Source organism: Chromobacterium haemolyticum (assembly GCF_002081825.1).
GTDB lineage: Bacteria > Pseudomonadota > Gammaproteobacteria > Burkholderiales > Chromobacteriaceae > Chromobacterium > Chromobacterium fluminis.
The window spans coordinates 117182-132263 of sequence record NZ_MUKU01000006.1 but is presented as its reverse complement, the minus strand read 5'-3'; the positions used below and the strand labels follow the sequence as shown (position 1 = coordinate 132263).

The 15082-nt window shown below is 60.2% G+C and carries 16 protein-coding genes; 4 read left to right on the top strand and 12 right to left on the bottom strand.

Annotated elements, in window-relative coordinates:
• Nucleotides 1–43: 43 nt before the first annotated feature.
• Genes B0T39_RS06125 through B0T39_RS06110 form a run of 4 tightly spaced genes read right to left on the bottom strand, consistent with a single transcriptional unit; the run spans nt 44 to nt 2694 of the window.
• Complete coding sequence (locus tag B0T39_RS06125; RefSeq protein ID WP_141111099.1) at nt 44–811, bottom strand: hypothetical protein; 768 nt, start codon at nt 809–811, stop codon at nt 44–46.
• Nucleotides 812–864: 53 nt separating this feature from the next.
• The gene (locus tag B0T39_RS06120) at nt 865–1158 is read right to left on the bottom strand and encodes a hypothetical protein (RefSeq protein WP_081545286.1); all 294 of its coding nucleotides are present in this window, start codon (nt 1156–1158) and stop codon (nt 865–867) included.
• Between the two features lie 34 nt (nt 1159–1192).
• A complete protein-coding gene (locus B0T39_RS06115; protein ID WP_176219493.1) occupies nt 1193–2281 on the bottom strand; it encodes a DUF1700 domain-containing protein in 1089 nt (362 codons plus the stop codon).
• Between the two features lie 5 nt (nt 2282–2286).
• Nucleotides 2287–2694 (bottom strand): PadR family transcriptional regulator, encoded by a 408-nt coding sequence (locus B0T39_RS06110; RefSeq protein WP_254894499.1) that lies wholly within the window; start codon nt 2692–2694, stop codon nt 2287–2289.
• 245 nt (nt 2695–2939) lie between these two features.
• Between B0T39_RS06110 and B0T39_RS06105 the strand changes: the two genes are divergently transcribed.
• Entirely contained in the window at nt 2940–3977 is a 1038-nt protein-coding gene (locus B0T39_RS06105) for a patatin-like phospholipase family protein (RefSeq protein ID WP_081545284.1), read from the top strand.
• A 68-nt stretch (nt 3978–4045) separates the two neighbouring features.
• Here B0T39_RS06105 and arcC read toward each other — a convergent pair whose 3' ends face one another.
• The 6 genes from arcC to B0T39_RS06070 all read right to left on the bottom strand — a co-directional run bounded on the left by arcC (nt 4046) and on the right by B0T39_RS06070 (nt 10922).
• Entirely contained in the window at nt 4046–4990 is a 945-nt protein-coding gene (gene arcC, locus B0T39_RS06100; RefSeq protein ID WP_081545283.1) for a carbamate kinase, read from the bottom strand.
• A 127-nt stretch (nt 4991–5117) separates the two neighbouring features.
• Entirely contained in the window at nt 5118–6128 is a 1011-nt protein-coding gene (locus B0T39_RS06095; protein WP_081545282.1) for an ornithine carbamoyltransferase, read from the bottom strand.
• 133 nt (nt 6129–6261) lie between these two features.
• Nucleotides 6262–7494 carry an arginine deiminase gene (locus tag B0T39_RS06090; protein WP_081545281.1) on the bottom strand — a complete coding sequence of 411 codons (1233 nt, stop codon included), beginning with the start codon at nt 7492–7494 and terminating at the stop codon, nt 6262–6264.
• Between the two features lie 87 nt (nt 7495–7581).
• Entirely contained in the window at nt 7582–9021 is a 1440-nt protein-coding gene (arcD, locus tag B0T39_RS06085; protein WP_081545280.1) for an arginine-ornithine antiporter, read from the bottom strand.
• 480 nt (nt 9022–9501) lie between these two features.
• Nucleotides 9502–9630, bottom strand: coding sequence for a DUF3149 domain-containing protein (locus B0T39_RS06075; protein ID WP_019103856.1), 129 nt, complete (start codon nt 9628–9630; stop codon nt 9502–9504).
• A 263-nt stretch (nt 9631–9893) separates the two neighbouring features.
• Nucleotides 9894–10922, bottom strand: a complete 1029-nt coding sequence (locus tag B0T39_RS06070; protein ID WP_081545277.1) for a CDP-6-deoxy-delta-3,4-glucoseen reductase — start codon at nt 10920–10922, stop codon at nt 9894–9896.
• Nucleotides 10923–10960: 38 nt separating this feature from the next.
• Between B0T39_RS06070 and B0T39_RS06065 the strand changes: the two genes are divergently transcribed.
• A complete protein-coding gene (locus B0T39_RS06065; protein ID WP_081545343.1) occupies nt 10961–11881 on the top strand; it encodes an NAD-dependent epimerase/dehydratase family protein in 921 nt (306 codons plus the stop codon).
• Between the two features lie 36 nt (nt 11882–11917).
• Complete coding sequence (gene trmB, locus B0T39_RS06060) at nt 11918–12598, top strand: tRNA (guanosine(46)-N7)-methyltransferase TrmB (protein WP_081545276.1); 681 nt, start codon at nt 11918–11920, stop codon at nt 12596–12598.
• Between the two features lie 196 nt (nt 12599–12794).
• Here the strand turns inward: trmB and B0T39_RS06055 are convergent, their stop codons facing one another.
• Nucleotides 12795–13280, bottom strand: coding sequence for a glutathione peroxidase (locus B0T39_RS06055; protein WP_081545275.1), 486 nt, complete (start codon nt 13278–13280; stop codon nt 12795–12797).
• Nucleotides 13281–13337: 57 nt separating this feature from the next.
• Here B0T39_RS06055 and B0T39_RS06050 point away from each other — a divergent pair, with 57 nt between their 5' ends.
• Nucleotides 13338–13817 carry a DUF1841 family protein gene (locus tag B0T39_RS06050; RefSeq protein WP_217806201.1) on the top strand — a complete coding sequence of 160 codons (480 nt, stop codon included), beginning with the start codon at nt 13338–13340 and terminating at the stop codon, nt 13815–13817.
• A 304-nt stretch (nt 13818–14121) separates the two neighbouring features.
• On the opposite strand, the gene B0T39_RS06045 is transcribed toward B0T39_RS06050, so the two are convergent.
• Complete coding sequence (locus tag B0T39_RS06045; RefSeq protein ID WP_081545274.1) at nt 14122–15072, bottom strand: D-2-hydroxyacid dehydrogenase; 951 nt, start codon at nt 15070–15072, stop codon at nt 14122–14124.
• Nucleotides 15073–15082: the final 10 nt, after the last annotated feature.

Genomic DNA, 15082 nt, shown 5'->3' with positions numbered 1-15082 from the left:
ATACGAACGGAGCCCTCGAGCTCCGTTTTTGTTTGGCAGCGTCTTAATCCGTCTCCACCTCCACTTTCAAGGCCTGGCCTCGCGCGCTCAGCTTCAACGGCGCGCCGGCGGTGCTGGGCAGCTTGCTGCCCACCGACGCCGCTGCGCCGCGCACCTCGTACTGCAGCGTCGCGGACTTCGGCAGCGTCAGCGACAACTTGCCGGTAGTGGCGTCCAACGACAAGGAGCCGCTGGGCTTGGCGTCGGTCAGCCTCACCTTCGCCTTCACCGCCTGGCCGTCAAAAGCCATGTCGCGGCTGCTGCCCTCGAACGCCAACGTCAACGCCTGCCCCTTGAGCGCCAGCTTGTCGTAAGCGCCCTTGGCCTGCGCCCTGATCGCGTCGGCAGACATGGAGAGGCTGGCAGCCTTTCCCTCCAGCGTCAGATCCACCGCTTTACTGTCCACCCGGATCGCCGAATAAGCGCCGCGGATCGAACCCTTGACCGCGGCCAGCCCCAATTCCACCTGCTTGCCCGGTTTCAGATTGCCGGCGATCTCCAGCCCGCAGCCGGTGCCCAGCAGCTTGTTGTTGAGCTTGACCGTGATCGTGACCACGCCGCCTTCGCGCCGCACTTGGGCGCTGCATTGCTTGGCGTCCCAATTGCTTTTGTTCAGATCAAGCTGATACGGCCGTTTGTCGTCCGCGTTCAGCTTGAGCACGGCGGCGTCGCCGTTGATCACCAGTTTTTCAATCGGCGCTTCCGCCGCGTGAACCGTCCCGCCGCACGCCATGACCGTCAAGGTCAGCAACCGCACTATCCTACGCCTCATCACGCTCCCCTTTCCCAAGTAGAAGCCGCCGCCTTGGCCGGCGGCGGTTTTCCTCATTGCATGAACAGCCAGTACATCGCGATTACGCCGCAAGCGGCCGCCATCCCGCCCAAAGCATGGCGGGCTAGCCGCGCCCACTGAGCGCTCGGCAATCCTTGGCGCGCAAAAGCCGAAACGGTGCGCCGCCGGGAGTCCGCCAGCGCGGCGATCAGGCGGCTCTCATTGCGCTGATCGGCCACCGCGTCGCGAATGTATTCGCGATAGTCGCTGAGAATCTTGCGCAGCTCGGATTCGGGCAAGCGCTCCATGGTCAGTTGCAATTGTTGAATGCATGCATCGTGTTTCATGTTTCTCTCCCAAATCCAGTCAAAACATCACTCGTCACACCGCGTTGCCGCCCAGGTTTCTGCCTGCCACCAAGTCGATCTGGTAGCGGACGTAGCGCACCAGTCCGCGCCAAGTCAACCGCGTCAGCCATACGCAGAACACCAGCCCTAATCCCCCAACCAACAACAGCACGAATCCGCTGACCGCCACCGAACTTTGCAGCGACAAACCCGGGATGCCGTCGATCTCGATATGATCTTTGCCGTCCTTCAGTGACAACCGCTTATCCTTGATCACCAGCGAGCTCTCTCCGTCGCTCAACACCAGATCGGCGGCTTGCCCGGCTTCGCCGGAGGCGGCGGAAGCTTCCGCCGAGATCATCCTCCAACGCAGTGAGCGGCCATCCCCGTCCTGAGCCAGCACCATGCTCTCCCCGCCGTCCGACGTCAGCGTCAGCGCGCGCAGTTGCCCGCGCTCCAGGCTGACGGAGCGTTCACCCTCTCGCTTGATCGATTGCCGCACCGCCGGATTACTGGCGTCCACTTTCAGCTCCCCGCCGTCGTAGCTCACCCGCACCGGATCGCCTGTCCGCAATTGCAGGCTGGCGGTTTCGTCCTCCTCCAGCGTCAGCAACAGCCTCCCCTGTTTCAGGGTCACGCCGTGCACCGGCTCCCCTTCGGCTTGAACTTTGAACTCGATCTTGCCGTTCTCCGGCGAAAGGCTCGGCTCCAGTTCCGGCCAGCCGAATAGGCTGTTGCCTCCCCAAGCCGCCACCAGCGCCACGCCGGCTATCAACAGGCTGCCGGACACCATGTAGCCTATGGACAGGCATAGCAGATAGAGCATGAACGGCAGCGCCAGGAAGAAGTTCAGCACGCCCAGGCCGGCGACCGAAGCCACCACTCTCATCAAATTGCCGAAAGAACGATGGTTCTCCCATTGGCGGTAATGCGCCTGCGCTTTCAACTCTTTGGCCAGCTTCTGCGGGCTGCCCAACGCGGCGACTACGTCGTCTTCAGTCCGACCGGCCTCTTGCGCGTCGCTGAAATACTCTTGGTAATCGGCGACGATTTCACGGATATCTTCAGCCGGCATGCCGGCCAAGGCCTGTTCCAACTGCTCCAAAAACACTTTGCGGTTCATGCTTGTCATTCTCCTGGCTGGCCGGCCGCCGGCAGGCGACTCAGCACGCTGTCCACTTCGCTGACGAATTCCTGCCACTCGCGCCGCATCAGCTCCAGTTCCCGCTTTCCCGCCTCGGTCAGCGCGTAATACTTGCGCGACGGCCCGGACGCGGACTCCACCAGATAGGTGCTGACCCAGGACTCGTTCTGCAGACGACGCATCAGCGGGTAGATCGTCCCTTCGCTGATTTCCATCGTGCGCGACAAGGTGCTGACCAATTCGTAGGCATAACTATCGGACTGGGCCAATACCGCCAATACGCACATGTCCAGGGTCCCCTTTTTCAACTGGGTTTTCATCTTGCCTTCCTTGAAACCGCCCGGTCCCAGCCGTTCCGCTACCTTGCATTGCAAGGTAGCTAGTTGGACCAAGGCATCAATCTGCTTATGGTTGCACTATACAAACCACTACCTTGTACCGCAAGGTATCTTTCATTGCACAATGACAAATAGCTCTTGTTGCGGCTTTCTCGCAACAAGTCATATTGTCATTACTGACATCATATTGCGTTGCAAAATACCTCTTGCGATCCATAATTCAACAGCAATAATGACATTGACCTAACCGTGCACCAGCCGGTTTCTACCAACCGGCTACTCTCTCGATGGAGATTTCGATGGCAAAAGCAAACAGGCCCAGCATTGCGCTGGTCTTGGGCGGCGGCGCGCCCAACGCAACCTTGATGGCCGGCGCGCTGGTCGCGCTGATGGAGGCCGGCGTCGAATTCGACATCATCTCCACCTCCGGCGCCGGCGCCATTGTCGGCCTATTGTACGCGGCGCCGCGCACGGGCTCGCCGCTGGACAATTTACGCCGGCTGGCCGATCTAGGCGTATCCGATCCGATTTACCGGCTGCTGCCGATCAACTACAAAGTGTTCAACAAACCCGGCCCGGCCGCCGACCTGTGGCGCAGCTGGCAAAACCAGAATCCGCTGCTGCAGTCCATTCAGCAACAGGCGGACCAAGGCCCCTGGCAACGCCTGCTGGCGGATTGGACATCGCTGCTGCTGGCCACGCTCTGCCCCAGCGATCTGAGCCCCAACAGCCAAGGCCTGTGCGCGCACGTGCCCTTCATCGAGGAGATCGTGGATTTCGACCGCCTCAAGACCATTCCCCCGCAGTTTTACCTGAACGCGTACAACATCACCATCGGGGAGATGCGTTGCTGGGACAAGAGCGAGATCGGCCACGAGCATTTCCTGGCCGCGCTGTCCTTTCCCTTCATCTACCCGCCTTATCCTCTGGCCGACGGCGACTACATCGAAGGCGCGGCCATAGACACGCTGAACTTCAAGCAGTTGTTCCGCGATCACCCTCATATCGACTACACCCTGGTGTTCGACGTGCTGGGCAGCGACAAGCTATTGCACCCGCCCCGCAGCCTGTACGACGCCTGGGTGCAATCCATCATCACCCCTCTGACCGAAATCGCGCGCGACGACCTGAAGCTGTTCGAGGCGCTGCACAACAAGGACGACCAAGGCCGGCCACGCACCGAGGTGCTCAAGATCCAATTCGACAAGCTGATCGATCCGAAACGCCGCGCGGAAGAGTTGGACTGGTCGCACTCCAATCTATCCCAGCTGTATCAGATCGGCTATCAAGCCGGGCAGGACCTCCTCCGCCAACACCGAACCAAGCTGCTGGGCTAGGACGAGACGAGGCAACAAAAAGGGCTGCCTGACGGCAGCCCTTGACGCGCGGCTAAGCACTGACGACATCAATACCAGCTGATGCCCGCCTTCTCAGTGGAAACCACGGTGCCGGCCTCGCCCTTGACGATTTTCTCGATGTCCTCCAAGGCGCCGATCACCGCTTTCTTGCCGGTCAGGCGGGCGAATTCGCAAGCGGCCTCCACTTTCGGGCCCATCGAGCCGGCGGCGAAGCCCAGCTTGTCCATTTCGTCCGGATGCGCCTGTTTGATCGCTTTGGCTTCCGGCGTACCCCAACCGACGAACACGCTCTTCACGTCGGTGGCGATCACAAAGTAGTCCGCGTCGATTTCACGCGCCAGCAAAGCGGAGGCCAGATCCTTGTCGATCACCGCTTCCACGCCCACCAGCTTGTCGCCCTCGTACATAGTGGGAATGCCGCCGCCGCCGGCCGCGATCACCACCACGCCTTTTTCGATCAGCCATTTGATCGGGCGCATTTCGAAGATGCGCTTCGGTTTCGGGCTGGGCACCACGCGGCGGAAGTATTCGCCGTCGGCCTTCACCGTCCAGCCTTTTTCCGCCGCCAGCTTGTCCGCCTCTTCCTTGCTGTAAACCGGGCCGACAAACTTGGTCGGATTCTTGAAGGCCGGGTCCTTGGCGTCCACTTCGGTCTGGGTCAGGATGGTGGCGATCGGCACTTCGAAGGGCAGCACATTGCCCAATTCCTGCTCAACCATGTAGCCGATCATGCCTTCTGTCTGCGCCCCCAGCACGTCCAGCGGATAGGGCGTCACTTTTTCGTCCACGTGGCGGGCATAAGCGTCGTTCTGCAGGCCCAGCAGGCCCACTTGCGGCCCGTTGCCATGGCACATCACCAGGTTGTGGCCCAGCCGGGTCACGCCGGCCAGTTGTTCGGCGGCCACCTTGACGTTGGCGCGTTGATTGTCGGCGGTCATGGCCTCGCCGCGACGTTGCAGGGCATTGCCGCCCAGAGCTACGACGACTCGCATATTCTGTTCCTTTTTACTACCGCGCCCGCCGTTTAATGCCGCGTGCGCGCTTGAATATGAAACCGGCCAAGGTTCCCGGTCAGGGAAGCCTTGGCCGGCGGATCACTGGATGATGCTCAAGCGACTATCAGTCGCCCAGCGTGGACACCAGAATGGCCTTGATGGTGTGCATGCGGTTCTCGGCCTGTTCGAAAGCGATGCAAGCTTCGGACTCAAACACGTCCTCGGTCACTTCGATGCCGTTGGCCAGGTCCGGATACTGCGCGGCAATCTCCTTGCCCACCTTGGTTTCGCTGTTGTGGTAAGCCGGCAGGCAGTGCATGAACTTCACTTGCGGGTTTTCCGCGGCGGCCATCAGCGCGGCGTTCACTTGGTAAGGCTTCAGCAGCTTGATGCGTTCCGCCCAGACTTCGGCCGGCTCGCCCATGGACACCCATACATCGGTGTGGATGAAGTCCGTGCCTTTGACTGCAGCCTTGGCGTCTTCGGTCAGCGTGATGCGCGCGCCGGTCTTGACGGCGATTTCACGACACTGCGCCACCAGCTCGTCGGTAGGCCACAAATGCTTGGGCGCGCCGATACGCACGTCCATGCCCAGCTTGGCGCCGATCACCAGCAGAGAGTTGCCCATATTGTTGCGAGCATCGCCCAGATAGGTGTAGCGGATCTGGGAGATGGGCTTGTCGCTGTTTTCCCACATGGTCAGCACGTCGGCCAGCATCTGGGTCGGGTGCCATTCATCGGTCAGACCGTTGTAAACCGGCACGCCGGCGAATTTGGCCAGCTCGGTTTCCACCATGTGCTGGTCGAAGCCGCGGTATTCGATCGCATCGTACATGCGGCCCAGCACACGGGCGGTGTCTTTCATCGATTCCTTGATGCCGATTTGCGAACCGGACGGCCCAAGGTAAGTCACATTGGCGCCTTGGTCGTAGCAGGCCACTTCAAACGCGCAGCGGGTGCGGGTCGAGGTTTTTTCAAAGATCAGGGCGATGTTCTTGCCCTTCAGGTGCTGCTGTTCGGTGCCGGAATACTTGGCGCGCTTCAGGTCGCGGGCCAAGTCGAGCATGTAGCGGATTTCGCGCGGGGTGAAGTCCAGCATGCGGAGGAAGTTACGGTTGCGCAGATTGAAAGCCATGATATTGCTCCTGATTAGAGTCTGGGCAAGCCGGCCGTCGTTTCCGGGGAAACCGGCGGTCAACCTGTCTTTTTGCACATGAATCTTGAATTTCCCTCCCGGCCGCGCCCGCGGCCGGGACACGACGATTGAATTACAGTTTCACTTCGTCGCGAGTGATTGGGCAGGTCATGCAGTGACCGCCGCCACGGCCGCGGCCCAGCTCGGAAGCCGGAATCTCGATCACTTCCACTCCGTGCTCGCGCATCAGGCGGTTGGTGTAGGTGTTGCGGTCGTAGGCCACCACCACGCGGCGATCCAGCGCCACCACGTTGTTGCCGTCGTCCCACTGCTCGCGTTCGCGCTGGTAGGCGTCGCCGCCGGTCTGAATCACGCGAATTTCCTTGAGGCCAAGCGCCTGGCGCACCACTTCCACCAGATGCACGCCTTCATGGCGTTCGAAACGGACTTCGCCTTCGCGGTCGCCAACGTACATGCTGGTGCATGTGATGTCGTCCACCACGTCCGGGAACAGCGACAGCAGGTCAATGTCCAGGAAGCTGAACACGGTGTCCAAGTGCATCGCCGCGCGGGACTTCGGCATCTGGCAAGCGATCACGCGAGTGGCGCCGCCTTCCTTGCCCAGCACGCGCTTGGCCACTTGCACTACCGCCTGCGGGCTGGTGCGTTCGCCCATGCCGATCAGGACCACGCCGTTGCCGATAGGCATCACGTCGCCGCCTTCCAGCGTGGCCGCGCCATGCTCCTGGTCGCAATCGCCCCACCATACTTTCACCTTGCCGGCGAACATCGGATGGAATTTGTAGATGGATTGCAGGATCAGGGTTTCCTGACGGCGCGCCGGCCAGTACATCGGGTTCAGCGTCACGCCTTCATAGATCCAGCAAGACGGGTCGCGCTGGAACAGGCTGTTAGGCACCGGCGGCAGCACGAATTCGGACTGGTCCAGGTAGCCGCCAAACAGGCCTTTCGGGTCGAACGGCAGTTCGAACTTGGCGATGCCGCCCACCAGATGCTCGGCCAGCTGCGACGAAGGCATTTCATCCAGCCAGCTGCGCAGGTCGCGCAACATGCCGATACCTACGTTGTCGGCCTTGACCTTGCGGTCCAGGACCCAGGCGCGGGAGGCCTTGTCGTCCAATACTTTGGCCAGCGCATCGTGCACTTCCACCACTTCGATGCCGCGGGAGCGCATTTGCTCAACCATGTAGGCGTGGTCTTTCTGTGCGCGCTCTACCCAGATGACGTCATCGAACAGCAGGCCGTGGCAGTTGTCCGGGGTCAGGCGCTTATGCGCCAGGCCGGGACGGCACACCATCACAGTTCGCAACTTGCCACACTCGGAATGAACACCAAACTTGGTCATGACAAACTCCTTAATGATATTGGGGGAGCTGGTGGAGGCCCGTGGATCTCGCGCGCCTCCGGTAATCTTCTTACTTCAACATCCGACTTAGAGCGTCAGCGCTCCGGTGAGCAACTCGTAGCCGGCGAACAAACCCGCCACCACGATCAGCGCAGCCAGTACCGCCTCGGGACCGGTGAACGCTTTCTCGCCGCGTTCCTTGCGAGCCCACAGGTAGAACAGCAGACCCGGGGCGTACAGCACCATCGACAGGAACAGATACTTCAGGCCGGCGGCGTAGATCAGCCAGACGCCGTAGACCGACGCGATCGTGGCGATACCGAACTCTTTGCCGCTGGACTCGCCCTGGGCGTAGCCTTCGCCGCGCTTGGCAACCAGCAAGGCGTAACCGGAGCACAACAGGTAAGGAATCAGAATCATCGAGGTGGCCAGCGACAGCAGCGCCAGGTAACCCGCGGAACTGAACAGAGTGATGATCAGGAACAGTTGGATCAGACCGTTGGTCAGCCACAGCGAGGCGGCCGGAGAGCCATTGGCGTTAGTGGTGCCGAATACCTTGGGCATCACGCCGTCCTTGCCCGCCAGGTAGGGCGCTTCGGAAGCCAACAGCGTCCAGGCCAGCAACGCGCCGCCCACAGAGATCACCAGGCCGGCGTTCATCAGGTTGGCGCCCCACGGCCCGATGGCTTTTTCCAACACATAAGCGGTGGACGGATTTTTCAGCGCGGCCAGTTCAGCCTGGGTCATTACGCCCAGCGACAGCACCGACACCGCAACCAGCAAGGCGATAGTCAACAGGAAGCCAATCACAGTGGCCTTACCCACTTCTTTCATGTTTTCCGCACGACTGGAGAACATCGACGCGCCTTCGATCCCGATGAACACCCATACCGTCACCAACATGGTGCTCTTGACTTGGTCGACAACCGAGCCGAGTTTGGCCGAGCCCCAGAAATCCAGGTTAAAGGTATCTACTTTGAAGGCGAAGACGACTAGCAGGATGAACAACGCCAACGGCACCAATTTGGCCACGGTGGTGATGGTGTTGATGAAGGCCGCGCCGTGCACGCCGCGCAGCACCAGAAAGTGCAAGGCCCACAGCAGGATGGATGCGCAGACGATGGCGGTGGCGGTATTGCCCTCGCCGAACACTGGGAACCAGAAGGCCAGCGCCGAGAACATCACCACAAAGTAGGATACGTTGCCGATCCAGGCCGAAATCCAGTAACCCCAGGCCGAGTTGAAGCCCATGTAGTTGCCAAAACCCGCCTTGGCGTAGCCATAAACGCCGCCTTCAACTTCCGGTTTGCGGTTGGCCAGCATCTGGAAAGCGAATGCCAGAGTCAACATCCCGAAGAAGGTAATTACCCAACCGATCAAGATAGCGCCGGCTCCGGCCCCCGCCGCCATGTTCTGAGGCAGCGAGAAGATGCCGCCGCCGATCATGGAGCCCACCACCAGAGCGGTCAGCGCGCCAAGCTTGAGCTTGGGAGCGCCGCCGCCTTGGGTTTCAGTTTCCGTAGACATTTTCGTTCTCCGTGAGAGTACATTAACCTGCAAATCTGTTGTTATATAATTAAATTCTTATCATCTGAGACAATGGTATACCTCGGATTTAGTGATCGCCAGAACAGTCGAACATCCGTTTGACCTGCGTCAAATAGCTCACCCCTGCTCTATCTCACCCACAATGGCAATAGAACAAAAGCTTTATAGAACCCCCCCACAAGAATGACAAAACAATAAAATGTGCAGCGCACAAAATATTTACTTACCTTTCTTTTAACTAATTATTAATTATTGGATGCGTGGAACTTTGCGGGCGAAGATTCAAGAAGGGGATATTCCGGCAAGGAGAAATTCAGGATAAGCGCGCATCGCGCGTCAATTAAGCGATGAAAGAGAGCGGGATCAAGATCAAGGCGCAAAAAAAAGTGGATGCGGCCCACCACCGCATCCACCAACACACACATCAAGAGGATAAACACATGCTGTTTGCTCAGGCGCTTACTCTGGCTTTTTCACGTTCTTGAAAATCGCCACCAGAGCGCCTAGCACCACCAAGGTGGTCACCACAATGGTCACCAAGCTTAAAATGCCGACATCGTCGGAGAGAAGCAGAGTCAGAAGTTCCATCGCCACTCCTTTTCCGGGGCCACGCCCCATATAGGTTTCTTGACCCTCATCTTAGCCAGTTGGGGCGTCCGCCCATTGACCCAAATCAAATGGCATGACCTGCAAATTTGATGCAAGGCAAATAAAAAGCCCCTGGCTCTCGCCAGGGGCTCATTCCCTAAAAATCAGTAACTTATATCATTACAGTTGCTCGCAAAGCGATACAGTTCGGATCAGTTCCATCTCAAAAATCGGCGCACGTCATTCATGTCGCGCCGATGCGCTCACTTGCTGCCGCCCATATCCTTGGACAGGAAGAACGCGTCTGAGAAGAATTCGTCCTCCGGCAAGCCGCGCTCGCGCGTGAAGCTACCGTGCGCGGCCTCGACCATCAGCGGCGCGCCGCAAGCGTAAACCTGATAGCCGGACAGATTTTCGAAATCCTCCAGCACCGCCTGATGAACGAAGCCGGTGCGGCCCGCCCAGTCGTCTGTCGACAAGGCGTCGGACAATACCGGTATGAAGGTGATGTTCGGATTCTGCGCCTGCCAAGCGCCGGCCAGCTCCGCCATATAAAGGTCGGCCTTGGTCCGCGCTCCCCAGTAGAACACTATCTCGCGCTGGATGCCGCTGTGGATCGCGTGCTCGATAATACCCTTGACCGGCGCGAAGCCGGTGCCGCTGGCCACGAAGAGGATGGGCTTGTCAGAATCCTCGCGCAGGAAGAAGGAGCCCAAGGGCCCCTTGAAGCGCATGATCTCGCGCTCCTTCATCTGGCTGAACACATAATCGGAGAACGAGCCGCCGGGCTGATGACGGATGTGCAGCTCTAGAAAAGCGTCGTCATGCGGCGCGTTTGCGATAGAGAAGCTGCGCTTCTTGCCGTCCTTCATCAGGATGTCGATGTATTGACCAGCCTTGAACTGCAGGCGCTCCGATACCGGCAGCTTGAGCTTGAGCACCGCCACGTCGTGGATTTTTTCGATTTTCTCTACACGGCACGGCAAGGTCTTGATCTGGATATCGCCGGCTCCGGCCACTTCGCGAGCCTCGATGGTGATGTCGCCCTGAGGACGGGAACAACAGAACAGCGCCAGGCCCTGGGCGCGTTCGGCCTCGGTCAAGGCCTTTTCCTGGAAACCATCCTGACTCACTTCGCCTTCCACTACCTTGCCTTTGCAGGCGCCGCACGCGCCGTCGCGGCAGCCGTAGGGCAGCCCCACTCCCTGACGCAACGCCGCTTCCAATACGGTTTCATGCGGCTCGACGCCAAATGTATGCCCGCTGGGGAGCACTTTCACCTGCGCTGTCATCTGTTTCCTCTACTCAATATCTGGCTAAAATGCGCATCATGCGAACCTTGATGATCATCGGCGCCGGCGATGTCGCGCGCCGCGCTTTGCCTGAACTGACCCGCCGCTGGCGAGTACTGGCGCTATGCCGCTCGAGCGCCAGCGCCGAAGCGCTGCGCCGCCAGGGCGTCACGCCCATCCGGGGCGATCTGGACGACCCCGTCACTTTGCGCCGATTGGCCGGCCTGGCCGACGATCTGCTGCTGACCGCTCCCCCCCAGGAAACCGGCCGCAAGGACTTGCGCATGCGCAAGTTGTTGTCTGCGTTGGCAAAAGGTTGCAGGATACCACAGCGTCTAGTCTATATCAGCACCAGCGGCGTGTACGGCAACGCCGACGGGGCTTTGCTGGGCGAAGGCGCCCGCCTCCGCCCTCACAATGACCGCGCCTGGCGCCGCTTGGACGCAGAAACCCAGTTGCGAGGCTTTGCCGCAACCCACGGCAGTCAACTGACCGTGTTACGCGCGCCGGGCATCTACGCCGACAACCGCCTGCCACTGAGCCGCTTCGCCTCTCAAACCCCGCTGATCCGCCCGGAAGAGGACAGCTGGAGCAATCACATCCACGCCGACGACCTTGCCGCCGCCTGCGTAGCCGCATTGCGGCAATGTCGCGGCGGCCCGCGCGTATACAACGCCAACGACGATCAGCCGCTGCCGATCAGCGAATGGTATCGCCGGCTGGCCGCCGCGCTGGACCTGGCCTTGCCGCCCTTGCTGCCACGGGAAGAGGTCCGCGCCCGGGTCTCCGCTGGTCTATGGTCTTATATGATGGAGTCCAGGCGGTTGGACAACCGGCGTTTGCGCCGGGAATTGCTGCCGGAACTCCGCTGGCCCGACACCGCCGTCTACCTGGCGGCGCTGGCCCAAGCGCCGGAACGCATCGCCGTCGCGCTCGCCTCAGCGGCCAAGATTCGGTAACATCGCGGTTTTTTTGAGTTTTCAGCAGGCTTCTCTATGGAAAATCCGGCATTTCAACGCGCCATCCGCAGCTTCGTGCTGCGCCAAGGCCATCTGTCTCCCGGCCAGCAACGCGCGATGGACGAAGGCATGCCGCGCTGGGGCATCGAATACCGCCCCGAGCGCATCGATCTGGAGCAGGCCTTCGGCCGCGCCGCGCCCAAAATTCTGGAGATCGGTTTCGGCATGGGCGGCGCCACCGCCGAAATCGCCGCCGCCAATCCGGGTCAAGACTACTTGGGCGTGGAAGTGCATTCGCCCGGCGTCGGCAATCTGTGCAAGCTGATCGCGGAAAAGGAATTGAGCAATCTGCGCATCATCCGCCACGACGCGGTGGAAGTGCTGGATCACATGCTGGCCGACGGCAGCCTGGATGGCGTGCTTATTTTCTTCCCCGACCCCTGGCACAAGAAACGCCACAACAAGCGGCGCTTGATCCAGGCGCCGCTGGTGGAGAAGCTGATCACCAAGCTCAAGCCGGGCGGCTACCTGCACGCCGCCACCGACTGGGAAGACTACGCCATGCAAATCATGGACGTGTTCAGCAGCCAGCCGCAGCTGGCCAATACCGCCGATGGCTACGCGCCTCGTCCGGACTACCGTCCGCTGACTAAGTTCGAGGCCCGCGGCATCAAGCTGGGCCACGGCGTGTGGGACGTGATTTTCCGCCGCCGCTGATCGCCTCCCATGCCCGCCGCAAGCGGCGGGCATCAGAGCCGGTTCAAAGTCTCTCAGAACGTGTTTACGATCTCGCGAGCTAAGGTGAGACAAGGCGAAAACAGCTGAGAAAGCGGAGTGTACACACGGTACATGAGCATTTCGAAGCCGTTTTCAACGCCGTATCGCCGACGCGCAGCAGATCGTAAACACGTTCTCAGCCGCCCCGCGGCAGCAAGGCCTCGATATCCTCCAGCAATTCGTGCGGCTCCACCGCCGGCTCGTAACGCTTTACCACCCTTCCCTTGGCATCAATCAGGAATTTGGTGAAGTTCCACTTCACCGGGTGCGGATGGGTGGAGTCAGCCTGAGTCAGCCAGCGCCACAGCGGATGAGCCCGCGGCCCGTTGACCTCCACCTTCGCGAACATGGGGAAATCCACCTCGAAGCGCGTCCGGCAAAAACGCTCGATCTCGGCCTCGTCGCCCGGCTCCTGGCCGCCGAACTGATTGCAAGGGAATCCCAGCACAGCCAGTCCGCGGCCGCCCAAGCCTTGCTGCAAGTCCTGCAAGCCGGCGTACTGCCGGGTATAGCCGCACTCGCTGGCGGTATTCACCACCAACGTCACTTGGCCGGTGTAGGCCGACAGCGGCTGTTCGCTGCCGTCTATGCGCGCGGCGGTGAAGTCGTAAAGCGTGGTCATGGCCACCTCCGTCTCGTATAATGAGCGCTCCCGAGAATCCACTCAGGCACTATCCGAATGTTGTTCAATCCCAGCCGGCAGGACGCCCGGCGCTTCTTCTTCGACACCTGGCAGAAATCCAAATCCGGGACGGACTTGTCCGATCTGGAAAAAATGGTGCTCCCCATTCTTATAGACCACCCGGAGTATCACGCCATTCTGGATCGGCCGGAACAGTATATGGAACAGGAGTGGACTCCGGAAATGGGCCAGAGCAATCCCTTCCTGCACCTGGGCCTGCATGTGGCTATTGAGGAACAACGCTCTATCGACCAGCCCTTCGGCATCCGCTCGCTGTACGCACAGCTGGCGCTGCGCCACGGCAGCGAACATCTGGCGCAGCACGCGATGATGGATTGTCTCGGCGAGATGATCTGGCACGCTCAGCGTCATGGCGGCGGCCCGGATGTGAATCGCTACATCGGCTGTATTCGCGGCAAGTTGGGCATGGGGGCGGAGGAGCAACTCCGCATCAACCCCAACGACATCCCGGACTGACGCCGCACGCCCGACAAGCGCTTCCCATGACCAACGCCCGGTTCCGCCGGGCGTTTTGCATTGCCTGGCGACAGGCAAAAAAAGAGCCGTGGGGGGAAACCCTCCACGGCGATCAAGCGGGGCAGCTCGTACTGGCAAAGCCAGAAGAGCACCCTCATGCTATTCCCACAATAAACAAAATGCAAATAGTTTTTTAACAGTTAACAACAAATAAAATATTAAATCATTTATATAAATATTATATTTAAAATGAATCATCAAAAAAGCCGGCCTTAGCCGGCTTGAAGCCTCAAATAGGCGCGCCTCACAACAAACGATTGCGCTCTATGCCCGCGACAAAGGCCGCGATATTGTCCACCAGCTGTGCGGCCAGACGCTCCATCGCCTGCCGGCTAGCCCAACCCACATGAGGGGTGACAATCAAATTGGGCAAGCGGGTTTTCAACAGAGGATTGCCATGAACCGGCGGTTCTTCGCTCAACACGTCGAAACCGGCGCCGCCCAGTTGCCCGTATTTCAACGCAGCCACCAGATCCTCCTCGTTAACCAGACCGCCGCGCGCGGTATTGATCAGCAAGGCGCCGGGCTTCATAAGAATCAGTTCCGGCTGGGCGATCAGGTCCCGGGTGTCCTCGGTCAGCGGGCAATGCAGCGAAATCACATCGGCCTGCGCCAGGGCCTCGGCAAAAGCCACATGCCCGGAACGCACTTCCTTGGCGCCTTTGCGCTCGACGAACAACACCTCCATGCCAAACCCCCCAGCCATCTCCGCCAGGCGCAGGCCAATGCCGCCCGCGCCAACAATGCCCAAGGTCGCGCCCCGCAAATCGCGGATCGGAGCGCCGAAATGGCAGAACTGCCTCGATTGCTGCCACACCCCGGCGGCGACGTCACGCTGATAGGCGGGTAGGTTCTTGGCCAGGGCCAGCATCAGGGTCAGCGCGTGTTCGGCCACGGTGTCGTCGCCGTAATGGCGGATGTTGCAGACGGCGATGCCCAGCTCGCGACAAGCGTCCAGATCGACATGGTTGTAACCGGTGGCGGCCACCGCCACCAGCTTCAGCCCGGGCAGTTGCTCCAGGGTTTCCCGCCGCAACGGCACCTTGTTGGTGATGACGATATCCGCCCCCGAGCAATTCATCGCCGCGTCTTCGACGCTGGTGGAGGGAAACTCGTGATATTCGGACGGGAACGGCAAAAGCGGAACCGGGACAGGCAAGCTGTCCCGGTCAAGAAACACGACGGAGTGAGTCATCGGCTATTCA